The following is a 20,441-nucleotide window of genomic DNA, read 5'->3' as shown; positions in this document are numbered from 1 at the left end:
AAGGCACTTATTCCACCGTTACAGATTTAGCCAGATTGCGTGGCTGATCTACATCGCTTCCGCGAGCAACTGCGATTTCATAAGCAAAGACTTGTAGTGGCACAGTTGCAAGAATTGGTTGAAAGAGCGGATTTGTCACAGGGATACGAATGACATATTCGGCACCGACAACATTGGCACCTTCTTCTGCAATCACAATAACTCTTGCACCACGCGCTTTGACCTCTTGAATATTGCTCGCCATTTTTTCATCGAGTGAGTGTTCATGGCCTGCAGGCAAAATCGCAATGACTGGAGTGGCCGAAACTGAATCAATCAATGCAATAGGCCCATGCTTGAGTTCACCACCTGCAAAACCTTCTGCGTGAATGTATGCCAGCTCTTTTAACTTCAGCGCACCTTCTAGCGCAACTGGATAACCGATGTTTCTGCCGAGAAATAAAATGGTGTTTGCATCAGCAAATTTTCTTGTAAGCGCACGTAGCGGTTCGACAGTTTCAAGGATCTGCTCAATCTTTCCTGGTAGCTCAAGCATTTCATTGTAAAGATCGGCAACTTGATCATCAGTAAGTTGTGATCGAACTTGAGCCAAGTGCAAGCCAATGAGATACACAGCCACAATTTGAGTCAGCAGAGCCTTTGTTGAGGCAACTGCAATTTCTGGGCCAGCGTGGGTATAAATCACAGCATCTGACTCACGTGGAATTGTTGAACTATTTGTATTACAGATTGCAAGAATTCGAGCACCTGCAGCCTTTGCATGGCGAAGCGCCATCAACGTATCCATCGTTTCACCAGATTGCGAGATGGCGATGACCAGTGTGTTCTTATTAATTATTGGATCTCTGTAGCGATACTCACTGGCGATTTCAACTTCTACTGAAATTTTTGCCCATTTTTCAATCGCATACTTTGCAATCATTCCTGCGTGATAGGCAGTACCGCAGGCAATAACAACAATTTTTTCTAGTGACTTAATCTCTGCAGCAGTTAAGGCAATCTCATCGAGCACTATCTGCTTATTATCACTAAGCCGCGCAATCAAGGTATCTGCTACAGCTTTAGGTTGTTCAAAGATTTCTTTAAGCATAAAGTGCGCGAATCCACCTTTTTGCGCCGCACTCGCATCCCACGTTATTTCATACTCTTTTGGGGTAACGGTTTTGCCATCTAAATCTGTGATTGAAACCGTTGTGGGTGTCAGAGTCACAACCTGATCTTGTCCCAATTCGATTGCACGCTTTGTGTGCTCAATGAAGGCTGCAACATCGGATGCCATAAAGTTTTCATTCTTGCCTAAGCCCACAACCAGTGGTGAGTTTCGACGGACTCCAACAATCACATCTGGAGTATCGGCATGAATTGCAACTAATGTAAATGATCCACGTAAAGACTTAACTGCCTCACGCATTGCAGCAGATAAATCTCCACCATGTTTTTTTCTTAAATCACTGAGCAGGTGAGCCACAGATTCGGTGTCAGTATCTGAAGAAAAAGTGTGGCCCTTGCTTTCAAGCACTGCTTTTAGTTCAGCATAATTTTCGATAATTCCATTGTGAATGACTGCTAATTTTCCATCGTTATCAACATGAGGATGCGCGTTGCTATCTGTTGGGCCACCGTGGGTTGCCCAGCGCGTATGGCCAATTCCTGAACGTGCGGTTGGAATTGATGAAAGTGATTGTTCCAAATTATTTAGTTTGCCTGCACGTTTTTCAATGAATAACTTATTCGGTGTGCCCAGTGCAATACCGGCAGAGTCATAGCCGCGATATTCCAGGCGACGTAATCCTTCGATTAAGGGCGTGATTGCATTGTGTGGCCCTGTGTAACCCACAATTCCGCACACGTGCCTACCTCAATTCTTCTTTAACAACTGCGGCAAGTTTTTCTGCAATTTCTTTGGCGATATTATCACTTTGAGCTTCAACCATGACTCGAACAAGTGATTCTGTACCAGATGCGCGCAAAAGAATTCGCCCGGCATCACCTAGTTCTGCTTCATACTTGGCAACTGCTGCTTTTATTGCTGTCGATGAATCAAGTTTTTCTTTTGCAACTCCCGAAACATTTATTAACACTTGTGGGAATCGATTCATAATTTTTGAGAGCTCTTGAAGAGATTTCTTCGAACGAGCCATCTCTGCAATTAGTTGGAGCGCGGTGAGAAGTCCGTCCCCCGTGCCGGCGAATTCGCGCATAATAATGTGGCCAGATTGTTCGCCACCTAATGTGTATTTATTTTCCAGCATGTTTTCTAGTACGTAACGATCACCCACTGCAGTTTTCACAACATTTATTCCGGCATCTTTCATCGCGATAAGAAAACCAAGATTGCTCATAACGGTTGCCACAACAGTTGCTTCATTGAGCTTTCCACGAGATTTAAACCCTTGCGCCAAGATCGCCAAAATGAAATCGCCATCAATTACATTTCCAGCAGCATCGATGGCAAGACAACGATCAGCATCGCCATCGTGGGCAATTCCGATATCAGCTTTGTTCTTGAGTACCGCATCTCGCAGAAAATCTAAGTGAGTCGAACCAACACCATCGTTGATATTGAGACCATCTGGTTTGTTGGCGATAGCAATAACTGTTGCCCCCGCTTTTTCTAGCGCCATAGGTGCCACAAATGAGGCTGCGCCATTGGCGCAATCAACGACAACCTTTATTCCTGCTAGTGAGACATCAAGGCTATTGAGTAAGTGCGCAATGTATTTTTCGCGAGCGCTGGCATCTTCAATTACGCGACCAACGTGGGCACCTGTTGGACGTTGCCACGGTTCACCCATTCGCGCTTCGATTGCAGCTTCTAGTGAATCTGGGAGTTTTTCTCCGCCGCGAGCAAATAATTTAATTCCATTATCTGGAGCAGGATTATGTGATGCTGAAATCATGACGCCTAGATCTGCGCCACTTTCTGCAACCAAAAATGCAATTGCAGGAGTCGGTAATACGCCCACGCGATAAACATCAACGCCAGCACTAGTTAAACCTGCAACAACTGCTGCTTCAAGGAATTCACCAGATGCACGAGAGTCTTGCCCAACAATTGCGTGTGGACGTTTACTTTTATCGCCTAAGGATTCAACCAAAATATGGGCGGCAGCAACAGCAACATCTAGTGCTAATTCAGCCGTGAGATCAACATTTGCTAAGCCACGAATTCCATCAGTGCCGAATAGGGCCACGGAGATTGCCTCCAAATACGATAGAAATTAGCGCTTGCTGTATTGAGAACGCTTACGTGCTTTCTTAAGACCGTACTTCTTACGTTCAATCACACGTGCATCGCGTGAAAGGAATCCAGCTTTCTTAAGTGCTGGACGGTGTGCTTCTGCATCAATTTCATTAAGGGAGCGTGCAACGCCTAGACGTAGTGCACCAGCTTGACCTGAAACTCCACCACCATTGATGCGAGCAAAAACATCATATGCGCCTTCAGCACCTACTGTGCGAAATGGTTCTGAAACTGATTGTTGGTGAACTTTATTTGGGAAGTAATTCTCAAGTGTCTTTCCGTTAACAACCCAGCGGCCTGTTCCTGGAACTAGGCGAACGCGTGCAACAGCTTCCTTACGACGACCGACTCCGCCGCCAGGTCCTGTTAGTGCAGGACGGTTTGTCGCTGGAGCAGGTGTTGCTGATGTGTACGAAGTTGGAATCTCGTTCTCATCAACTTCGTCAACGAATGTATTTTCAGACATGAATTATTTTTCCCTTTTTTCTTCGGCGATTACTTGATGATTTGTGAAACTTGGGTGAATACGTATGGCTTTGGTGCTTGTGCTGCATGTGGGTGCTCAGCACCTGCATAAACCTTGAGCTTTGCTGACATTGCACGACCAAGACGATTCTTTGGCAACATTCCCTTGATCGCTTTTTCAACAGCGCGAGTTGGGTGTTTTTCAATCAATTCGCCGTAAACAGTTGATGTTAAACCACCTGGGAAACCAGAGTGCATATGTGAATACTTTTGCTTAACTTTTTGACCAGTGAGCACAATTTTTTCGGCATTGATGACAACTACGAAATCGCCCATGTCCATGTGTGGCGCGAATGTTGCTTTGTGCTTACCGCGAAGAAGAACTGCAGCATGACTTGCAAGACGTCCCAAAACGACATCTTGTGCGTCGATGATGTGCCAATTACGCACTGCATCGCCAGCCTTTGGACTATATGTACGCATGCTCTTCACTTCTCTCTTTTATATCGCTTTTAAATCCTGTGTGCTGCGCCCTTGAACAGGCGCAAGAGGTAAAGGGTACCTGCGCGCTCGCGTAGGGTCAAAATGGCCTTTTGCCCCATATTCAATGCTCAAAAACAGGCTCTGGGCTCTCATAAACAGCGCCATTGGCTCCAAAAACTAAGAAGCGAGTGAATCCTCGGGTGAACCATCGATCATGCGTTACTGAAATAACACTTCCTTCATATTCATCTAGTGCTCGTTCCAAACTTTCAGCGCTGGCTAAATCTAAGTTATCTGTGGGCTCATCTAATAACAACAAAGTTGAACCCGAGAGCTCAAGTAGTAAGACTTGAAAACGTGCTTGCTGTCCACCAGAGAGTGATGAAAATTTTTGCTCTGCTTGATCATGTATTTCATACTTTCGTAAAACGCTTTTTGCAGGCCCTAATTGCAATGAATATGTCTGCCACAAAATTTCAAGAAGAGTCTTACTTTCAAACTCTGGGTGGGCATGTGTCTGGGCAAAATAACCAATTTCCACACGAGCGCCTACCTTAAAATTTCCGGTGTATTTCACGTTGCTATCTCCAGAAATTAGTCGCAAGAAATGTGATTTACCAGTGCCATTTTTGCCTAGTACTGCAATGCGATCACCAAAAAATACTTCGAAATTAAATGGCTCTGTAAGGTTTTCAATTGCAAGATTTTCAAAAGTAAGTGCACGTAATCCGGTACGACCACCACGTAAGCCAACTCTGACATCTTGCTCGATAGGTGGTGCCTCCGGTGGTCCCACCTCTTCAAACTTGCGCAAACGAGTCTGCATTGCTCGATACTTTGATGCCATGTCTGGGCTATTTGCAGCTTGAACTTGCAGTGTGCGAACAAGGTCTTTTAGTCGTTGGTGTTCTTCTTCCCATCGCAGCAATATTTCAGCAAAACGTGCATTACGTGCTTTGCGTGCATCGTGCCAGGTTGAGAATTTTCCGCCATGCACCCACGTTGTGTTTCCACTAATACCTTGTTCGAGAGTAACGATTCGAGTAGCAGTACGTTCAAGAAGTTCTCGATCGTGGCTCACAAACAAAACTGTCTTCTTTGTTGATGAAATAACTTCTTCAAGCCATCGCTTGGAGGGAACATCTAAATAGTTATCTGGTTCATCCAGGAGCAGCACCTCATCTGGTCCTTCAAGGAGTGCTCGTAAAACTAATTTTTTCTGTTCGCCACCAGAAAGAGTATTTACCTGACGATCAGCGACTGAATCAAAAGATTTACCAAGTGCTTCTGTGCAACATAAATCCCAAATAACTTCGCTGTCATATCCGCCAGCATCGCCCCAATCAATTATTGCTTGGGCGTAATTCATCTGGTCTTTTTCAGTGTTGCGCGAATTCATTAACTCTTCAGTTTTTTTAACAAGAGCTGCTGCATCTCTAATCCTTGGTGGCGCAACGGAGATTAGAAGATCGCGAACCGTTGATTCATCTCTCACAGAACCAATGAACTGGCGCATAACACCTAGACCACCAGTAATTGCAACGCTTCCATCATCTGGAAGCAGGTCACCTGAAATCATTTTTAGCAAAGTTGTTTTACCAGAACCATTTGCACCGATTAATGCGACTTTGGCTCCATCTCCAACTCTAAATGAAACATCATTAAGAAGTACTCGTCCATCAGATAAAGCGAATTCAACTCCGCTGACATCAATATGTCCCATTAATTATTCTCTTCATTGCAACGAGCGATGGATTCTTTGGCTCGCTCTAAGAGATCTTCATCATTTGGGTAATCCACTTGATACAGCGTTAGACCTCGAGCAGGAAAAACTAAAGAATCAGAGACGCGCTCTTTGTTATTGAGAACTCCTTGAATCCATTGCGGATCAAATCGTCCATCTGCAACACAAACAACAGCGCCAACAAGATTTCGCACCATTGAATAGCAGAACGCGTCGGCCACAATATCTGCAACAAGAAAGCCATCAGCGTTACGCATCCACTCATATTTTTCTAATGTGCGAACCGTGGTTGCGCCCTCTCGAAACTTACAAAAGGCAGCAAAGTCGTGTTTGCCCAGCAAGAGCTGACTAGTTTTATTCATTACATCAACATCTAATGCTCGATACCACGTTGCAACATCTAGTCGAGCAAGAGGATCTAGCACTCGATTGTCATCGAGAATTTTGTATCTGTATTTACGACGAAGCGCTGAAAAGCGTGCATGAAATGCTTCTGGCGCAAGACTAATTTTGTGGACACGAATATCTTGGTCTAAGAGCCGATTGAGTTTATAAACCAAATCATCGAGTGAAAGGTTTTCCGGAAGATCCACGTGAATTACTTGTCCTGTGGCGTGTACTCCTGCATCAGTGCGGCCGGCAACAATTGTTTCTGGGCTAATTTGTGAAATTTTTCCAAGGGATTCTTCAAGGCACTCTTGAACTGTGCGTTGATCTGGTTGTTTTGCCCACCCTGCGAAATTAGTTCCGTCATAAGCCAGATCTATCCGTAAACGACGAAACCCACTCTCGGGATAGAGAGTGGGTTCAGTCATAAGAGTAAAGAAAGCTAGTGCTTAGTTATCTTTCTCAGTTAATACTTCGATAACCGCCATAGGTGCGTTATCGCCCTTACGTGGTCCGATCTTTGTAATACGTGTATATCCACCGTTGCGTGCAACGAAACGTGGACCAATTTCAGTAAACAACGTATGTACAACGCCCTTGTTTGCAATTGTTGCCATAACTTGGCGACGAGCTGCAAGATCACCCTTTTTTGCAAAGGTAATTAACTTTTCAGCAAGTGGACGAAGACGCTTCGCCTTTGCTTCAGTAGTTGTGATCTTTCCGTGCTCGAACAATTGCTCTGCAAGTGTTCCTAGGATGAGACGCTCGTGTGATGGGCCGCTGCCCAGACGAGGACCTTTAGTTGGTTTTGGCATGAGTTATTTCTCCTAGGCCTGATCTGCATCGACGAAATCATCGTCAACTGCTGCGTTGTAGTTTTGGTGCTTCGTTGGATCAAATCCAGCTGGGCTGTCCTTAAGAGACATTCCCATTGAGACAAGCTTTGCCTTGACCTCATCGATGGACTTTGAACCAAAGTTGCGGATATCTAGAAGGTCAGCTTCTGAACGGTTAACAAGTTCACCGACAGTGTGAATACCTTCACGCTTTAAGCAATTGTATGAACGAACTGTGAGATCGAGATCTTCAATTGGAAGAGCAAGATCTGCAGCAAGTGCTGCATCCATCACGGAAGGTCCCATTTCGATTCCTTCTGCGTCAACATTTAGTTCACGAGCAAGACCGAAGAGTTCTACAAGTGTCTTTCCAGCTGATGCAACAGCATCACGTGGCTTCATTGATGGCTTTGTTTCAACATCAACGACTAGACGATCGAAGTCTGTGCGCTGTTCAACGCGAGTTGCTTCAACTTTGTATGTGACCTTAAGAACTGGAGAATAAATTGAGTCAACAGGAATGCGACCAATTTCTGCTCCTGCTTGCTTATTCTGAACAGCAGTTACATAACCACGACCGCGCTCTACTGTGAGTTCGATTTCAAGGTTTGCTTTTCCATTAAGAGTTGCAAGGTGAAGCTCTGGATTGTGAACTGCAACGCCTGTTGGCACTGCAATATCTGCTCCAGTAACGCTTCCAGCACCTGATTTGCGAATATATAGAACGCTTGGCTCATCGTTATCTGATGAAAGAACCAAGTTCTTGATATTCAAAACGATATCTGTGAGATCTTCTTTAATTCCTTCAAGAGTGGTGAACTCATGGAGTGCTCCAGCGACTCGAATGCTTGTCACTGCTGCACCTGGAATAGATGAAAGCAATGTACGGCGCATGCTGTTGCCGAGTGTGTAACCAAAACCTGGTTCAAGCGGTTCAATAATGAATCGTGAACGATTTTCGGATACTACTTCTTCACTGAGGGTGGGACGTTGTGCAATTAGCACTGTTGCTCCTCTTTCTTCTCTCGGAGAACCTCTATTTGATCTCCTGTTTGGTACTGCGATCGTGCGGGTGTTTAACAGCCAGGGGGGCCGTTAAACTTTTAAAAATTACTTGGAATAAAGTTCAACGATCAACTGCTCCTGAATTTGGGTGTCGATAACTGCGCGAGCAGGAACTGAGTGAATGATGATGCGCATTTGCGAACCAACAACCTCCATCCATGCAGGAACAGATTTCTCACCAAGTTCAGCACTTGCCACAATAAATGGTGTGAGATCGAGTGACTTTGGAAGAACATCGATGATGTCCATCGCAGATACGCGATATGAAGGAATGTTTACCTTCTTGCCATTAACAACGAAGTGTCCGTGACGAACTAGTTGGCGTGCCATGTCGCGGCTCTTTGCAAAGCCAGCGCGGAAGACGACGTTATCTAGACGAGTTTCAAGAAACACAAGAAGGTTTTCACCAGTCTTGCCCTGCTTGCGGTTTGCTTCTTCGTAATATCCACGGAATTGCTTTTCGAGAACACCGTAAATACGTGCGCACTTTTGCTTTTCGCGCATCTGTAATAGGTACTCAGATTCCTTGGCACGGCCACGACCATGTTGTCCTGGTGGATATGGGCGTGATTCGATCGGACACTTTGGTCCATCGCACTTAGATCCCTTAAGGAATAGTTTTACTTTTTCGCGACGGCAACGCTTGCAGTCTGCTCCGGTATAACGAGCCATTTTCTATTCCTCCTTAAACTCTACGTGGTTTGGTTGGGCGGCAGCCATTGTGTGGAGCAGGTGTTACATCAGAGATGGCACCAACTTCCAAACCAGCTGCTTGCAATGAACGGATTGCAGTTTCGCGTCCTGAACCAGGACCCTTAACGAAAACATCAACTTTCTTAAGTCCGTGCTCTTGTGCGCGACGAGCTGCTGATTCTGCTGCTAGCTGCGCGGCGAAAGGAGTGGACTTACGTGAACCCTTGAAACCAACTTGGCCAGATGAAGCCCAAGAGATAACAGCGCCTGTTGTGTCAGTAATAGAGATGATTGTGTTATTGAAAGTGCTCTTAATGTAAGCATTTCCAACAGCAACATTCTTCTTTTCTTTCTTACGCGTTTTGACTTTGCCCTTTACTGGAGCAGCAGTCTTTGCTTTAGGAGCGGCCATTACTTAGTCACCTTCTTCTTACCTGCAATTGCTTTACGTGGACCCTTGCGAGTACGTGCATTTGTATGTGTGCGCTGACCACGAACAGGAAGTCCCTTACGGTGACGAATGCCTTGGTAGCTTTGAATTTCAACTTTGCGACGGATGTCACCGGAGATTTCACGGCGAAGATCGCCTTCAATCTTGAAGTTTGCCTCAATGTATTCGCGTAGCTTTGCAAGCTCAGGCTCTTGGAGATCCTTAACGCGAGTATCTGGACTAATGCCAGTTGCGGCTAGTGTTTTTTGAGAACGGGTTAAACCCATTCCGAAGATATAGGTAAGTGCGACCTCTACGCGCTTTTCGCGGGGAAGATCGACACCAACAAGACGTGCCATGTTTATGCCATTTCTTTAATCCGGAAGGTCCTCCGTCATGCTGTTCTCTGGCCTACCGGTCCAGAGGTCTTGCTAATTAATTTCTAATTAGAAAGTCGCACAACGCGTTTTGTTCGTTAGGGATTTATCCCTGACGTTGTTTGTGTCGCAAGTTTTCGCAGATAACCATGACACGACCTTTGCGTCGAATGACTTTGCACTTATCGCAAATCTTCTTAACGCTTGGTTGTACCTTCATTATTACTGCTCCTAATTACTTGTGACGGAAGACAATTCGACCTCGGGTGAGGTCATATGGACTTAATTCAACGATGACACGGTCACCGGGCAAAATACGAATGTAGTTCTTTCGCATTTTTCCGCTGATGTGCCCAAGAATTTTGTGCCCATTCGTAAGCTCCACGCGAAACATCGCGTTAGGTAGTGCTTCGGCAACAGTGCCTTCGATTTCGATTGCACCATCTTTACTTGCCAAGCGTGTACCTACTTCTCTATTAATGCATGGAGTGCGAAGGTGCAGTCTAAAGGCACTGCCCCCACTAAGGGAAATCCGGGGTTATACCCCTAATCTGGGTAGAAATCTTGCTATTCACGCATAGATCTTTCAAGGTTTTTGGGGTTTTTCCCCGCCCTTGAGCCTAGGAAAGTAGTGAGCTGATCTCAACGCCAAGGCTGGCTAACTTAGCCCGGCCCCCATCGATGGCGGTAAGAACAAAAGGTTTTCCATCAGGTGCAATTGCATAAGAGTTTTCAAAGTGTGCACCACGTGAATTATCTTGTGAAACAACTGTCCACTCATCTGCGAGTACCCGAGTCTTCGCACTTCCACGAGTAATCATCGGCTCGATGGCCAGTGCAAATCCTGGAGTTATCTCTGGTCCGTTGCCGGCCTTGCCAAAGTTTAGAACATGCGGCTCTTGATGCATCTCTGTGCCAATTCCGTGGCCACCGTACTCTTGCAAAATTCCGTAACGCCCTTGCGAATTAATATATTGCTCAATTGCATAACCAATATCACTTAATCGTGCGCCAGATTTTCCCGCTGCAATACCACGCCACATTGACTCTTCGCAGACATCGAGCATCTTTTGATCTTCTGGATTTGCCTTTCCAACAATTACTGAAAAAGCCGCATCTCCATGCCAGCCATTAATTATTGCTCCGCAATCTATTGAAACAACGTCGCCATCTTCAATTATTCGATCCCCCGGAATGCCGTGAACAATTTCTTCATTGAGTGAAATACAAATTGTTGCGGGATAGCCGTGATAGCCCTTGAAATTAGATGTTGCGCCGCCTCGCTTAATATTTGCAGCTGCTATCGCATCAATGGCATCGGTGCGCATTCCAACTTTTATTGACTCGCGCATCAAATCTAGAGTGTGTGCGACTAATAACCCTGCTTGTCGCATGATTTTTAACTCATCAAGGCTTTTAATTTGAATTGCCATGTGCGTACTACTTATTTGTTGCCGAGAGCAGTGATGGCGCGTGTTGTAATTTCATCAACTGCGCCCGTTGCACTAATTGTGATCAGTGATCCTTCGGTGCGGTAATAATCAATAATCGGCGCTGTCTGCTCGTGATAGACATTCAGGCGATGAACAATTACTTCCTCGGCATCATCGGCTCGAGATTCAACACTTCTGCGATTATTCAAACGCGCAACAATCTCTGAATCATCGATTTTAAGTTCAAGGACAGCATCTAGCGGTGTCTTCTTTTCCGTCAAAATAATTGAAAGTACTTGTGCTTGTGCCACATTTCTTGGAAAACCATCTAGTAAAAACCCATTTGCTGTGTCGGCATGTGTCAGGCGATCTTTAACCATTTCATTTGTTACTGAATCTGGAACTAATTCGCCAGCATCCATAAATTTTTGCGCTTCTACGCCCAGTGGTGTGCCAGCTTTTAAATTGGCACGAAAAATATCGCCCGTTGAAATATGTGGAATTAAGTAGTGCTTGGAGAGGAATTGTGCCTGCGTACCTTTACCCGCACCTGGTGGTCCAACCAGGACTAAACGCATTAGCGCAAGAACCCCTCATATGAACGTTGCTGCAACTGGCTTTCAATCTGCTTTGCAGTATCTAAACCAACACCGACCACGATCAAGATCGCAGTACCTCCGAATGGGAAGTTCTGTGTTGCACCAAAGAGAATAAGAGCACCGATTGGAATTACTGCAACAAGTGCTAAGTAAAGTGAACCTGGGGCAGTAATACGTGAAAGAACATATTGTAAATATTCAGATGTTGGACGGCCTGCACGGATTCCAGGAACGAAACCACCGTACTTCTTCATATTATCTGCAACCTCATCTGGATTAAATGTGATTGCCACATAGAAGTATGTGAAGAAAATAATAAGCGCGGCATAGGTTGCAATATAAATTGGATGATCGCCAGTAACAAAGTTACGGCTAATCCATACAGCCCAACCAGCCTGGCTATTGGTGAAGTTCACGACCAGCGATGGAATATAAAGAAGTGAAGATGCAAAGATCACTGGAATAACGCCAGCTTGGTTTACCTTAATTGGAATATACGTACTTGTTCCACCGTAGCTTTGACGTCCAACCATGCGCTTTGCGTATTGAACTGGAATACGTCGCTGTGCTTGCTCCACGAAAACAACGGCTGCAATAATCAAAATTCCCACTGAAATTACGAAGATGAAAGCAAATAGACCCTTTTGTAATCTGATGCTCCACAAGTTTCCAGGGAAACCAGCTGCAATAGATGTGAAGATAAGGATGGACATACCGTTACCAACACCACGATCTGTGATTAATTCTCCAAGCCACATGATTACTGATGTTCCAGCTGTCATAACAAAGATCATTGTCAGAATTCGCTGCCATGAAGTATCAGGAATGATTGCTAGATCGCAACCAGAGATTAAACGACCAGGTGTGCGTGCAACTGCAATCAAGCCAGTTGACTGCAAAATCGCAAGACCGATAGTTAAATAACGTGTGTACTGAGTAAGTTTTGCTGTTCCAGATTGTCCTTCAGCCTTAAGTGCTTCAAAGCGAGGGATAACAACTGTTAAGAGTTGAATAATAATTGAGCTGGTGATGTAAGGCATGATGCCGAGTGCGAATACAGATAACTGCAAGAGCGCTCCACCGCTGAAAAGGTTAATCAACCCAAAGAGCCCACCAGATTGAACCTGAGTAAGGCACTGTTGAACGTTTGTGTATGAAACACCTGGGGTTGGAACAACAGAACCAAAACGAAATAGAGCCATGATTGAAAGAGTGAAGAAAATCTTCTTTCGTAGTTCAGGGGTCTTAAAGGCCATACCGAATGCTGAAAGCATCAGATTTTCTCCCTCTTCCTAATCAATCTCTAATTTAATTACTAGTTCAATTACAGAGTCTTAGTAGATCCGCCTGCTGCAGCAATCTTTTCAATTGCTGAACCAGAGAATCCATGTGCGATCACATTTACTTTGACTGAAATTTCGCCATTGCCTAGAACCTTTACAGGAAGGCTGTCGCGAACTGCACCCTTTGCAATGAGATCTGCAACTGATACATCTCCACCCTTTGGATAGAGAGCATTAATTGTAGAAACATTGACAGCTTGGTATTCAACGCGTGCTGGGTTTTTAAATCCGCGCAACTTAGGTAAGCGCATTACCAAAGGTAGTTGTCCACCTTCGAAACCTGCACGAACCTGGTTACGGGCGCGAGTTCCCTTGCCACCACGACCAGCAGTCTTACCCTTTGATGCTTCACCGCGACCCTTACGAGTCTTAGCTTTCTTAGCACCAGGGGCTGGACGAAGATGATGAAGTTTTAGTGTCATCTTTATTCAACCTCCTCAACCTTGATCAAGTGGCGAACGGCGTAAACCATGCCACGAATTTCTGGACGATCTTCTTTGACAACAACATCGTTAATTCTCTTAAGTCCAAGAGAGCGAAGTGTTTCGCGAAGTTCTGGCTTATTGCCAACCTTTGAACGTACTTGAGTAACTTTCAAACGTGGCATTAGGCACCTACTGTTATCTGTGATGCACGAATAATTGCAGCTGGTGCAACATCTTCGAGCGGACGACCACGACGGGCAGCAATTGCTGCTGGTGACTCAAGCATCTTTAGCGCAGCAACGGTTGCGTGAACCATGTTGATTGCGTTATTTGATCCGAGTGATTTTGTAAGAACGTCAGTGATTCCTGCACATTCAAGTACCGCACGCACTGGGCCACCGGCAATAACTCCGGTACCTGGGCTAGCTGGGCGAAGTAGAACAACGCCTGCTGCAGTTTCACCTTGAACTGGGTGAGGAACTGTTCCTTGAATACGAGGAACAACGAAAAAAGATTTCTTTGCTTCTTCTACTGCCTTAGCAATGGCTTGTGGAACTTCCTTAGATTTTCCATAACCAATTCCGACAGTTCCGTTCTGATCTCCCACAACAACTAGTGCTGTGAATGAGAAGCGACGACCACCCTTTACAACTTTAGATACGCGGTTAATGAAAACCACGCGCTCTGTGTATGGGCTCTTCTCTTGTTGACGATCATCACGACGTTCACGACGTTCGCGACCACCTTTACCTGGTGCATTACCACCAGTTGATGGTGCTGAGGTTGGATCAATAGCCATTAGAACTCCAATCCATTCTCTCGTGCACTATCTGCAAGAGCTGCGATACGACCGTGATATTTATTGCCACCGCGGTCAAAGACAACGGTAGAAACGCCTGCTTCTTTTCCACGCTTAGCAATTAACACACCAACTTGGCGAGACTTTGAAGTCTTATCACCTTTGTCGTTGCGAAGATCTGCTTCCATGGTTGATGCATAAGCAAGAGTTTTTGCAGTTGAGTCATCAACGATCTGCACGAATAAGTGACGAGCAGAGCGAGACACAACTAGACGTGGGCGAGCAGAAGTTCCGGAGACCTTCTTGCGCACTCGGAAGTGACGACGGGCGCGAGCATTTGTTGCCGAACCTTTACGGACCTTTACACCGATAGCCATTACTTCTTACCTGTCTTTCCTTGCTTACGGCGAACAACTTCGCCTGTGAGTCGCAAGCCCTTGCCCTTGTAAGGATCAGCCTTGCGAAGCTTTTTAATCTTTGCGGCAGTTTCGCCAACCTGCTGCTTATCAATTCCTGAGATAAACAACTTTGTTGGTGATTCAACCTTGAATGTAATTCCTGCTGGTGCAGGGAAATTAATTACGTGGCTGTAACCGAGTTGGAACTCAAGATCTTTACCCTTTTCAGCAACGCGGTAACCAACACCAACGATGTCAATTGAGAGTGTGTAACCATTGGTTACGCCTTCAATCAAATTAGCAACGAGTGTGCGAGATAGACCGTGAAGTGAACGAGTAATGCGCTCTTCATTTGGGCGAGCCACTGTGATGACGCTTCCCTCTTGTGAGACTCGAATTGGCTCAGCAACGTTTAGTGCAAGTGAACCTTTAGGTCCCTTCACTGCAACGTTCTGACCAGAAATTGTTATTTCAACACCGCTAGGAACGGTAATTGGCATACGTCCAATACGTGACATCTGTGATTACCATACGTAAGCGAGAACTTCTCCGCCTACGCCCTTCTTGTTAGCTTGCTTATCAGTTAACAAACCTGATGATGTTGAGATGATTGCAACGCCCAGACCCCCAAGAACTTTTGGAAGTGCAGTTGACTTTGCGTATACGCGAAGTCCTGGCTTTGAAACTCGGCGAAGACCTGCGATTGAACGTTCGCGGTTAGTGCCGAACTTAAGGTCAAGAACTAATGTCTTGCCTACGCCATTTGCATTTGAATCAACGCGATATCCAGCAATAAAACCCTCTTCTTGAAGGATTGCTGCGATACGAACCTTTACCGATGATGACGGCATTGAAACCGCATCGTGGTAGGCAGAGTTCGCGTTGCGCAGACGTGCCAACATGTCTGCGATCGGATCTGTCATTGTCATACGTGGCCTGTGGCCTTTCTCGAATTGGTTTCCATTTATCTAATGGACCTACTTCGTAGTTGTTGGATTAAAAAATTACCAGCTAGCTTTTGTGATGCCAGGAAGTTCACCGCGGTGTGCCATTTCGCGGAAGCAGATACGGCAGATGCCGAACTTTTGGTAGACAGCGTGTGGACGACCACAGCGCTGGCAACGGGTATAGCCGCGCACCTTAAATTTAGGTTTGCGAGCTGCTTTTACCTTCAGCGATGTCTTTGCCATCTCTTATGCCTCCCTGAATGGAAAACCGAGCGCTTTAAGAAGTGCACGACCTTCGTCATCGTTTTTAGCTGTAGTAACAATGGTGATGTCCATACCGCGCGGACGATCAACTTTGTCTTGTTCGATTTCAGGGAATACAACTTGTTCGGTAAGACCGAATGTGTAATTTCCCTTGCCATCAAATTGTTTTGGTGAAAGACCACGGAAGTCGCGGATACGTGGAAGAGAGATTGAAAGCAGACGATCTGCAAACTCCCACATACGATCGCCACGAATTGTTACGTGGGCGCCGATTGGCTGGCCTTCACGCAACTTAAATTGTGCGATTGATTTACGTGACTTAGTTACTTGTGGCTTTTGGCCAGTAATAATTGTTAAGTCGCGTACTGCGCCTTCGATGAGCTTTGAGTCACGAGCAGCGTCACCAACACCCATGTTCACAACAATCTTTACGAGTGTTGGGATCTGCATAGGGTTTTTGAAACCGAATTGTGCTTTTAATGCTGGCGCAATTTCACTGCGATAGCGAGACTTTAGACGTACATCAAGTGTCGTCGACATTAGATGTCCTTTCCGGTACGACGCGAGATGCGTACATTTTTGCCGTCATCGTTCTTGCGAGAGCCAAGGCGTGATGCCTTGCCATCTGCATCAACAACCATGACATTTGAAATGTGAATTGAAGATTCAACAGTGATGATTCCGCCAACTTTTACGCCGCGCTCACCAGTCTGCTCTTTTGTGTGACGCTTTACGCGAGCAACACCTTCAACGAGGATGCGGTCACCGAGTACATCGATAACTTTTCCTGTAACGCCCTTATCTTTTCCGGCGATTACCAAAACAGAGTCAGATTTCTTAATCTTTGCCATTTTTTATAACACCTCCGGAGCAAGGGAAATAATTTTCATGAAGCGCTTATCGCGAAGTTCACGTGCAACCGGTCCGAAGATACGAGTTCCGCGTGGTTCGCCATCTGCTTTCAAAATTACTGCTGCGTTCTCATCAAATTTGATGTAAGAACCATCTGGACGACGACGTTCCTTAACTGTACGAACGATGACAGCCTTAACGACTTCACCCTTCTTTACTTGTCCGCCAGGAATTGCATCCTTAACGGAACAGACGATGATGTCTCCGATACCGGCATAACGTCGGGAGGAGCCACCGAGTACGCGAATACAGAGAAGCTCTTTAGCTCCAGTGTTATCCGCCACGCGAAGGCGCGACTCTTGTTGAATCATTTTTTCCTCCTACTTAGCTTTCTCGATAATTTGAACTAAACGCCAGCGCTTAGTTGAAGAAATTGGGCGAGTTTCCATGATCAATACGCGATCACCGAGACCAGCTTCATTCTTCTCATCATGTGCCTTCAGTTTGCTTGAACGGCTCATAACTTTTGAATACAGACCGTGCTTAACACGATCTGAAACTTCAACAGAGATGGTCTTATCCATCTTGTCGCTAACAACAATTCCTTCGCGAGTCTTACGTGAACCGCGATCGTCTTTTACTGCGCTCATGCTGCGCCTCCGATTCCTAGTTCACGTTCGCGAACGATCGTGTAGATGCGAGCGATCTCTTTGCGTACCGCGCCGAGTCGGCCATGGCTTTCGAGTTGTCCTGTCGCTGCTTGGAAACGAAGGTTGAAAAGTTCTTCCTTTGCTTCACGCAACTTCGCACTTAACTCATCTGCTGATAATTGGCGTAATACTTCATTTGTATTTGTAGTAGCCATTTATGCCTCCTCACGACGAACAACACGACACTTCATTGGAAGCTTGTGAATAGCAAGACGCATAGCTTCATTAGCGATTGCTTCTGTAACACCAGAAATTTCAAACATAATGCGCCCTGGCTTTACGTTTGCGATCCACCATTCAGGAGATCCCTTACCGGAACCCATACGAGTTTCAGCAGGCTTCTTTGTTAGTGGACGGTCTGGATAAATATTGATCCATACCTTTCCACCACGCTTGATGTAACGAGTCATAGCAATACGTGCTGCTTCAATCTGACGGTTTGTTACGTAAGCAGGTGCAAGTGCTTGAATACCGTAGTCACCAAAGGCAACAACTGTTCCGCCCTTTGCAGGTCCCTTACGTGAAGGGTGGTGCTGCTTACGGTGCTTAACGCGACGTGGAATTAACATTTATGCCTCGCCTCCTTCGCTACCAGCAACTGGTGCTTCAAGAGTTGCAACTGCTGAATCTGAAACAGGAGCTGCATCGTTGACATTAGAACGTGTTACTTCACCGCGTGGTGCACGTGGGGTGCGAGGTCCGCGACGCTCTGGTTTTGGAGCGCGCGCTGCAGCAAGTGCTTCAGCAGCGCGTTCTGTACGAGATTGAATTACTTCACCCTTGTAGATCCAGACCTTTACGCCAAGACGACCAAATGTTGTGTGCGCTTCGTAGAAACCGTAATCAATATCTGCACGAAGTGTGTGCAAAGGAACGCGGCCTTCACGATAGAACTCTGAGCGAGACATTTCTGCTCCACCAAGACGTCCACCGCACTGAACACGAATACCTTGTGCTCCAGCTTTCATCGCTGTCTGCATTGACTTACGCATTGCACGACGGAAAGAAACACGAGCAGCTAACTGCTCTGCAATTCCTTGTGCAACAAGTTGTGCATCAATTTCAGGGTTTTTAACTTCAAGAATGTTTAACTGAACTTGCTTGCCAGTTAACTTCTCAAGACGTTGACGAAGAAGATCTGCTTCTTGTCCGCGACGACCAATAACAATTCCTGGACGCGCTGTGTAAAGGTCGATACGAACACGATCGCGTGTGCGCTCGATTTCGATGCGTGAAACGCCTGCGCGCTCCATGCCCTTTTGCATAAGACGACGAATTTCAACGTCCTCTTTTACATAATCCTTGTACAACTTGTCTGCATACCAACGTGATTTGAACTCAGTGGTAATTCCAAGACGGAAGCCGTGTGGGTTTACTTTTTGACCCATTACTTGGTCGCTCCCTTCTTGTTATCTGAAACAGCAACTGAAATGTGGCTGCTTCGCTTAAGAATTCTGAAACCGCGACCTTGAGCACGTGGACGAAAACGCTTCATTGTGCGTCCCTCATCAACTAGTGCTTCAACGACCCAGAGTTCAGATGCATCACGAATTGCTGGGTTCTTCTGCTTTGCGTTAGCAATAGCGGAAGCAAGAAGTGTGTACACATCTTGTCCTGCAGCTTGTGGTGCGAACTTTAAAATTGAGAGTGCTTCATCAGCGCGTTGCCCACGAATGAGATTGACGATACGACGAGCCTTCTGTGGTGTGTGGCGAATGTCGCGCAAAATTGCACGAGCAATCAACACATCCGAAGGTGTCGTTGGAGCCGCTGGTGTAACAGCTTTATCAGTTGTATTAGGCACGAGTAGCCTTCCGATCTTCACCCTTGATGTGACCACGGAAAGTACGAGTTGGTGAGAACTCACCAAGCTTGTGACCGATCATTGCATCAGTTACGAATACAGGAATGTGCTTGCGACCATCGTGTACAGCGATGGTGTGTCCGATCATTGAAGGAATGATCATTGAGCGGCGTGACCATGTCTTGATCACGTTCTTGGTATTCGCTGAATTTTGAGCATCTACTTTCTTGAGTAGATGTCCATCAACGAATGGACCCTTCTTTAAACTACGTGGCATTAGGGCTCCTACCGCTTCTTATTCGACTTGCGACGACGGACGATCATTGAATCTGATGCTTTCTTCTTACGAGTGCGGCCTTCAGGTTGACCCCATGGAGTCACTGGGTGACGTCCACCAGAAGTCTTACCTTCACCACCACCGTGTGGGTGATCAACAGGGTTCATAACAACACCGCGAACAGATGGGCGCTTGCCCTTCCAACGCATACGTCCAGCTTTTCCGTAGTTGATGTTGGATTGTTCTGCGTTTCCAACTTCACCAACAGTTGCACGACAGCGAACATCAACGTTGCGAATTTCACCTGATGGCATACGAAGTTGCGCGTACGCACCTTCTTTAGCAACGAGTTGAACACTTGCACCTGCTGAACGAGCAATCTTTGCGCCGCCTCCTGGACGAAGTTCAATTGCGTGAACGACAGTACCTACTGGGATGTTACGAAGAGGCAAGTTGTTTCCAGGTTTGATATCGGCCTTTGGACCGTTTTCAATTGTTGCACCTTGCTCAAGTTTATTTGGCGCGATGATGTAACGCTTTTCTCCATCTGCATAGTGAAGAAGTGCAATACGCGCTGTGCGATTTGGATCGTATTCAATGTGTGCGACCTTTGCTGGCACACCATCTTTATCATTACGAATGAAATCGATTAGACGGAACGCACGCTTGTGACCGCCACCTTGGTGGCGAACGGTGATGCGACCTGATGCGTTACGTCCACCCTTTGAGTGAATTGGACGTACGAGTGACTTCTCTGGAGTCGAACGAGTTAATTCAGCGAAATCTGGAACAGATGCGCCGCGTTGACCCGGGGTCGTTGGCTTTAATTTACGAAGTGCCATGATGGTCCTTTTCTAGATCCCTAG

Annotated in this window: 32 protein-coding genes and 1 pseudogene; all 33 read right to left on the bottom strand. The window is 46.0% G+C overall.

Features of this window, described 5'->3' with window-relative positions; translation table 11 throughout:
• Positions 1–7 precede the first annotated feature (7 nt).
• A complete protein-coding gene (gene glmS / locus PHILAsVB114_RS01390) occupies positions 8–1,849 on the bottom strand; it encodes a glutamine--fructose-6-phosphate transaminase (isomerizing) (RefSeq protein WP_095697622.1) in 1,842 nt (613 codons plus the stop codon).
• Positions 1,850–1,853: 4 nt separating this feature from the next.
• The gene (glmM, locus tag PHILAsVB114_RS01385; RefSeq protein WP_095697621.1) at positions 1,854–3,194 is read right to left on the bottom strand and encodes a phosphoglucosamine mutase; all 1,341 of its coding nucleotides are present in this window, start codon (positions 3,192–3,194) and stop codon (positions 1,854–1,856) included.
• A 27-nt stretch (positions 3,195–3,221) separates the two neighbouring features.
• Entirely contained in the window at positions 3,222–3,710 is a 489-nt protein-coding gene (rpsI, locus tag PHILAsVB114_RS01380; protein WP_095697620.1) for a 30S ribosomal protein S9, read from the bottom strand.
• A gap of 29 nt (positions 3,711–3,739) precedes the next feature.
• A complete protein-coding gene (rplM, locus tag PHILAsVB114_RS01375) occupies positions 3,740–4,192 on the bottom strand; it encodes a 50S ribosomal protein L13 (protein ID WP_095697619.1) in 453 nt (150 codons plus the stop codon).
• Between the two features lie 121 nt (positions 4,193–4,313).
• Positions 4,314–5,915, bottom strand: a complete 1,602-nt coding sequence (locus PHILAsVB114_RS01370; RefSeq protein ID WP_095697618.1) for an ABC-F family ATP-binding cassette domain-containing protein — start codon at positions 5,913–5,915, stop codon at positions 4,314–4,316.
• A complete protein-coding gene (gene truA / locus PHILAsVB114_RS01365) occupies positions 5,915–6,751 on the bottom strand; it encodes a tRNA pseudouridine(38-40) synthase TruA (RefSeq protein WP_095697617.1) in 837 nt (278 codons plus the stop codon). The genes PHILAsVB114_RS01370 and truA overlap by 1 nt, the downstream gene beginning before the upstream one ends.
• Before the next feature lie 33 nt (positions 6,752–6,784).
• A pseudogene (gene rplQ, locus PHILAsVB114_RS01360) lies at positions 6,785–7,138 on the bottom strand (50S ribosomal protein L17); the annotation flags it as partial.
• Between the two features lie 12 nt (positions 7,139–7,150).
• Positions 7,151–8,164 carry a DNA-directed RNA polymerase subunit alpha gene (locus tag PHILAsVB114_RS01355; RefSeq protein ID WP_095697615.1) on the bottom strand — a complete coding sequence of 338 codons (1,014 nt, stop codon included), beginning with the start codon at positions 8,162–8,164 and terminating at the stop codon, positions 7,151–7,153.
• Between the two features lie 105 nt (positions 8,165–8,269).
• Positions 8,270–8,896 (bottom strand): 30S ribosomal protein S4, encoded by a 627-nt coding sequence (rpsD, locus tag PHILAsVB114_RS01350; protein ID WP_095697614.1) that lies wholly within the window; start codon positions 8,894–8,896, stop codon positions 8,270–8,272.
• Between the two features lie 13 nt (positions 8,897–8,909).
• Complete coding sequence (rpsK, locus tag PHILAsVB114_RS01345) at positions 8,910–9,329, bottom strand: 30S ribosomal protein S11 (protein WP_095697613.1); 420 nt, start codon at positions 9,327–9,329, stop codon at positions 8,910–8,912.
• A complete protein-coding gene (gene rpsM / locus PHILAsVB114_RS01340; RefSeq protein WP_095697612.1) occupies positions 9,329–9,706 on the bottom strand; it encodes a 30S ribosomal protein S13 in 378 nt (125 codons plus the stop codon). Before rpsM ends, rpsK begins: the two co-directional genes overlap by 1 nt.
• A gap of 124 nt (positions 9,707–9,830) precedes the next feature.
• A complete protein-coding gene (rpmJ, locus tag PHILAsVB114_RS01335; protein WP_095697611.1) occupies positions 9,831–9,944 on the bottom strand; it encodes a 50S ribosomal protein L36 in 114 nt (37 codons plus the stop codon).
• 15 nt (positions 9,945–9,959) lie between these two features.
• Positions 9,960–10,181: a translation initiation factor IF-1 gene (gene infA, locus PHILAsVB114_RS01330; RefSeq protein WP_095697610.1), complete on the bottom strand. Its 222-nt coding sequence runs from the start codon at positions 10,179–10,181 to the stop codon at positions 9,960–9,962.
• Positions 10,182–10,344: 163 nt separating this feature from the next.
• Positions 10,345–11,157, bottom strand: a complete 813-nt coding sequence (gene map, locus PHILAsVB114_RS01325) for a type I methionyl aminopeptidase (RefSeq protein ID WP_095697609.1) — start codon at positions 11,155–11,157, stop codon at positions 10,345–10,347.
• 11 nt (positions 11,158–11,168) lie between these two features.
• On the bottom strand, positions 11,169–11,735 hold the full coding sequence (locus PHILAsVB114_RS01320; protein ID WP_095697608.1) for an adenylate kinase: 567 nt from the start codon (positions 11,733–11,735) through the stop codon (positions 11,169–11,171).
• Positions 11,735–13,030: a preprotein translocase subunit SecY gene (secY, locus tag PHILAsVB114_RS01315; RefSeq protein ID WP_095697607.1), complete on the bottom strand. Its 1,296-nt coding sequence runs from the start codon at positions 13,028–13,030 to the stop codon at positions 11,735–11,737. The genes PHILAsVB114_RS01320 and secY overlap by 1 nt, the downstream gene beginning before the upstream one ends.
• Before the next feature lie 50 nt (positions 13,031–13,080).
• Entirely contained in the window at positions 13,081–13,521 is a 441-nt protein-coding gene (gene rplO / locus PHILAsVB114_RS01310; protein WP_095697606.1) for a 50S ribosomal protein L15, read from the bottom strand.
• A 2-nt stretch (positions 13,522–13,523) separates the two neighbouring features.
• Positions 13,524–13,706, bottom strand: coding sequence for a 50S ribosomal protein L30 (gene rpmD / locus PHILAsVB114_RS01305; RefSeq protein WP_095697605.1), 183 nt, complete (start codon positions 13,704–13,706; stop codon positions 13,524–13,526).
• Positions 13,706–14,323 (bottom strand): 30S ribosomal protein S5, encoded by a 618-nt coding sequence (gene rpsE / locus PHILAsVB114_RS01300; protein ID WP_095697604.1) that lies wholly within the window; start codon positions 14,321–14,323, stop codon positions 13,706–13,708. Before rpsE ends, rpmD begins: the two co-directional genes overlap by 1 nt.
• Entirely contained in the window at positions 14,323–14,700 is a 378-nt protein-coding gene (gene rplR, locus PHILAsVB114_RS01295) for a 50S ribosomal protein L18 (protein ID WP_095697603.1), read from the bottom strand. The genes rpsE and rplR overlap by 1 nt, the downstream gene beginning before the upstream one ends.
• Positions 14,700–15,239 carry a 50S ribosomal protein L6 gene (gene rplF, locus PHILAsVB114_RS01290; RefSeq protein ID WP_095697602.1) on the bottom strand — a complete coding sequence of 180 codons (540 nt, stop codon included), beginning with the start codon at positions 15,237–15,239 and terminating at the stop codon, positions 14,700–14,702. The genes rplR and rplF overlap by 1 nt, the downstream gene beginning before the upstream one ends.
• Positions 15,240–15,245: 6 nt before the next feature.
• Positions 15,246–15,650 carry a 30S ribosomal protein S8 gene (rpsH, locus tag PHILAsVB114_RS01285; RefSeq protein ID WP_095697601.1) on the bottom strand — a complete coding sequence of 135 codons (405 nt, stop codon included), beginning with the start codon at positions 15,648–15,650 and terminating at the stop codon, positions 15,246–15,248.
• Positions 15,651–15,725: 75 nt separating this feature from the next.
• Positions 15,726–15,911 (bottom strand): type Z 30S ribosomal protein S14, encoded by a 186-nt coding sequence (locus PHILAsVB114_RS01280; RefSeq protein WP_024542932.1) that lies wholly within the window; start codon positions 15,909–15,911, stop codon positions 15,726–15,728.
• A 3-nt stretch (positions 15,912–15,914) separates the two neighbouring features.
• Positions 15,915–16,472, bottom strand: a complete 558-nt coding sequence (gene rplE, locus PHILAsVB114_RS01275) for a 50S ribosomal protein L5 (protein ID WP_095697600.1) — start codon at positions 16,470–16,472, stop codon at positions 15,915–15,917.
• Positions 16,472–16,783, bottom strand: a complete 312-nt coding sequence (rplX, locus tag PHILAsVB114_RS01270) for a 50S ribosomal protein L24 (RefSeq protein WP_095697599.1) — start codon at positions 16,781–16,783, stop codon at positions 16,472–16,474. Before rplX ends, rplE begins: the two co-directional genes overlap by 1 nt.
• 3 nt (positions 16,784–16,786) lie before the next feature.
• Positions 16,787–17,155, bottom strand: a complete 369-nt coding sequence (rplN, locus tag PHILAsVB114_RS01265; RefSeq protein ID WP_095697598.1) for a 50S ribosomal protein L14 — start codon at positions 17,153–17,155, stop codon at positions 16,787–16,789.
• A gap of 9 nt (positions 17,156–17,164) precedes the next feature.
• Positions 17,165–17,434 carry a 30S ribosomal protein S17 gene (rpsQ, locus tag PHILAsVB114_RS01260; RefSeq protein ID WP_095697597.1) on the bottom strand — a complete coding sequence of 90 codons (270 nt, stop codon included), beginning with the start codon at positions 17,432–17,434 and terminating at the stop codon, positions 17,165–17,167.
• Positions 17,431–17,649 (bottom strand): 50S ribosomal protein L29, encoded by a 219-nt coding sequence (gene rpmC, locus PHILAsVB114_RS01255; protein WP_095697596.1) that lies wholly within the window; start codon positions 17,647–17,649, stop codon positions 17,431–17,433. The genes rpsQ and rpmC overlap by 4 nt, the downstream gene beginning before the upstream one ends.
• Positions 17,650–18,063 (bottom strand): 50S ribosomal protein L16, encoded by a 414-nt coding sequence (rplP, locus tag PHILAsVB114_RS01250; protein WP_095697595.1) that lies wholly within the window; start codon positions 18,061–18,063, stop codon positions 17,650–17,652. It lies immediately after the preceding gene.
• Positions 18,064–18,882: a 30S ribosomal protein S3 gene (rpsC, locus tag PHILAsVB114_RS01245; protein WP_095697594.1), complete on the bottom strand. Its 819-nt coding sequence runs from the start codon at positions 18,880–18,882 to the stop codon at positions 18,064–18,066. It abuts the gene before it with no gap.
• Positions 18,882–19,238: a 50S ribosomal protein L22 gene (rplV, locus tag PHILAsVB114_RS01240; protein WP_204246850.1), complete on the bottom strand. Its 357-nt coding sequence runs from the start codon at positions 19,236–19,238 to the stop codon at positions 18,882–18,884. The genes rpsC and rplV overlap by 1 nt, the downstream gene beginning before the upstream one ends.
• Positions 19,239–19,290: 52 nt before the next feature.
• Positions 19,291–19,575 carry a 30S ribosomal protein S19 gene (rpsS, locus tag PHILAsVB114_RS01235; RefSeq protein WP_095697592.1) on the bottom strand — a complete coding sequence of 95 codons (285 nt, stop codon included), beginning with the start codon at positions 19,573–19,575 and terminating at the stop codon, positions 19,291–19,293.
• An 8-nt stretch (positions 19,576–19,583) separates the two neighbouring features.
• Complete coding sequence (rplB, locus tag PHILAsVB114_RS01230) at positions 19,584–20,417, bottom strand: 50S ribosomal protein L2 (protein WP_095697591.1); 834 nt, start codon at positions 20,415–20,417, stop codon at positions 19,584–19,586.
• Between the last annotated feature and the right edge of the window lie 24 nt (positions 20,418–20,441).

It is taken from the genome of Candidatus Planktophila limnetica (assembly GCF_002288365.1).
Lineage (GTDB): Bacteria > Actinomycetota > Actinomycetes > Nanopelagicales > Nanopelagicaceae > Planktophila > Planktophila limnetica.
The sequence above is the reverse complement of the archived record's forward strand: the minus strand, read 5'-3'. Positions and strand labels throughout refer to the sequence as shown.

What these genes read in the sequence shown, in the direction of transcription:
- rpsI (WP_095697620.1), bottom strand. Translation starts at nt 3,710, where the DNA reads ATGTCTGAAAATACATTCGTTGACGAAGTTGATGAGAACGAGATTCCA.
- rplM (WP_095697619.1), bottom strand. Translation starts at nt 4,192, where the DNA reads ATGCGTACATATAGTCCAAAGGCTGGCGATGCAGTGCGTAATTGGCAC.
- PHILAsVB114_RS01370 (WP_095697618.1), bottom strand. Translation starts at nt 5,915, where the DNA reads ATGGGACATATTGATGTCAGCGGAGTTGAATTCGCTTTATCTGATGGA.
- truA (WP_095697617.1), bottom strand. Translation starts at nt 6,751, where the DNA reads ATGACTGAACCCACTCTCTATCCCGAGAGTGGGTTTCGTCGTTTACGG.
- rpsD (WP_095697614.1), bottom strand. Translation starts at nt 8,896, where the DNA reads ATGGCTCGTTATACCGGAGCAGACTGCAAGCGTTGCCGTCGCGAAAAA.
- rpsK (WP_095697613.1), bottom strand. Translation starts at nt 9,329, where the DNA reads ATGGCCGCTCCTAAAGCAAAGACTGCTGCTCCAGTAAAGGGCAAAGTC.
- rpsM (WP_095697612.1), bottom strand. Translation starts at nt 9,706, where the DNA reads ATGGCACGTCTTGTTGGTGTCGATCTTCCCCGCGAAAAGCGCGTAGAG.
- rpmJ (WP_095697611.1), bottom strand. Translation starts at nt 9,944, where the DNA reads ATGAAGGTACAACCAAGCGTTAAGAAGATTTGCGATAAGTGCAAAGTC.
- map (WP_095697609.1), bottom strand. Translation starts at nt 11,157, where the DNA reads ATGGCAATTCAAATTAAAAGCCTTGATGAGTTAAAAATCATGCGACAA.
- PHILAsVB114_RS01320 (WP_095697608.1), bottom strand. Translation starts at nt 11,735, where the DNA reads ATGCGTTTAGTCCTGGTTGGACCACCAGGTGCGGGTAAAGGTACGCAG.
- secY (WP_095697607.1), bottom strand. Translation starts at nt 13,030, where the DNA reads ATGCTTTCAGCATTCGGTATGGCCTTTAAGACCCCTGAACTACGAAAG.
- rplO (WP_095697606.1), bottom strand. Translation starts at nt 13,521, where the DNA reads ATGACACTAAAACTTCATCATCTTCGTCCAGCCCCTGGTGCTAAGAAA.
- rpmD (WP_095697605.1), bottom strand. Translation starts at nt 13,706, where the DNA reads ATGCCACGTTTGAAAGTTACTCAAGTACGTTCAAAGGTTGGCAATAAG.
- rpsE (WP_095697604.1), bottom strand. Translation starts at nt 14,323, where the DNA reads ATGGCTATTGATCCAACCTCAGCACCATCAACTGGTGGTAATGCACCA.
- rplR (WP_095697603.1), bottom strand. Translation starts at nt 14,700, where the DNA reads ATGGCTATCGGTGTAAAGGTCCGTAAAGGTTCGGCAACAAATGCTCGC.
- rplF (WP_095697602.1), bottom strand. Translation starts at nt 15,239, where the DNA reads ATGTCACGTATTGGACGTATGCCAATTACCGTTCCTAGCGGTGTTGAA.
- rpsH (WP_095697601.1), bottom strand. Translation starts at nt 15,650, where the DNA reads ATGACAATGACAGATCCGATCGCAGACATGTTGGCACGTCTGCGCAAC.
- PHILAsVB114_RS01280 (WP_024542932.1), bottom strand. Translation starts at nt 15,911, where the DNA reads ATGGCAAAGACATCGCTGAAGGTAAAAGCAGCTCGCAAACCTAAATTT.
- rplE (WP_095697600.1), bottom strand. Translation starts at nt 16,472, where the DNA reads ATGTCGACGACACTTGATGTACGTCTAAAGTCTCGCTATCGCAGTGAA.
- rplX (WP_095697599.1), bottom strand. Translation starts at nt 16,783, where the DNA reads ATGGCAAAGATTAAGAAATCTGACTCTGTTTTGGTAATCGCCGGAAAA.
- rplN (WP_095697598.1), bottom strand. Translation starts at nt 17,155, where the DNA reads ATGATTCAACAAGAGTCGCGCCTTCGCGTGGCGGATAACACTGGAGCT.
- rpsQ (WP_095697597.1), bottom strand. Translation starts at nt 17,434, where the DNA reads ATGAGCGCAGTAAAAGACGATCGCGGTTCACGTAAGACTCGCGAAGGA.
- rpmC (WP_095697596.1), bottom strand. Translation starts at nt 17,649, where the DNA reads ATGGCTACTACAAATACAAATGAAGTATTACGCCAATTATCAGCAGAT.
- rplP (WP_095697595.1), bottom strand. Translation starts at nt 18,063, where the DNA reads ATGTTAATTCCACGTCGCGTTAAGCACCGTAAGCAGCACCACCCTTCA.
- rpsC (WP_095697594.1), bottom strand. Translation starts at nt 18,882, where the DNA reads ATGGGTCAAAAAGTAAACCCACACGGCTTCCGTCTTGGAATTACCACT.
- rpsS (WP_095697592.1), bottom strand. Translation starts at nt 19,575, where the DNA reads ATGCCACGTAGTTTAAAGAAGGGTCCATTCGTTGATGGACATCTACTC.
- rplB (WP_095697591.1), bottom strand. Translation starts at nt 20,417, where the DNA reads ATGGCACTTCGTAAATTAAAGCCAACGACCCCGGGTCAACGCGGCGCA.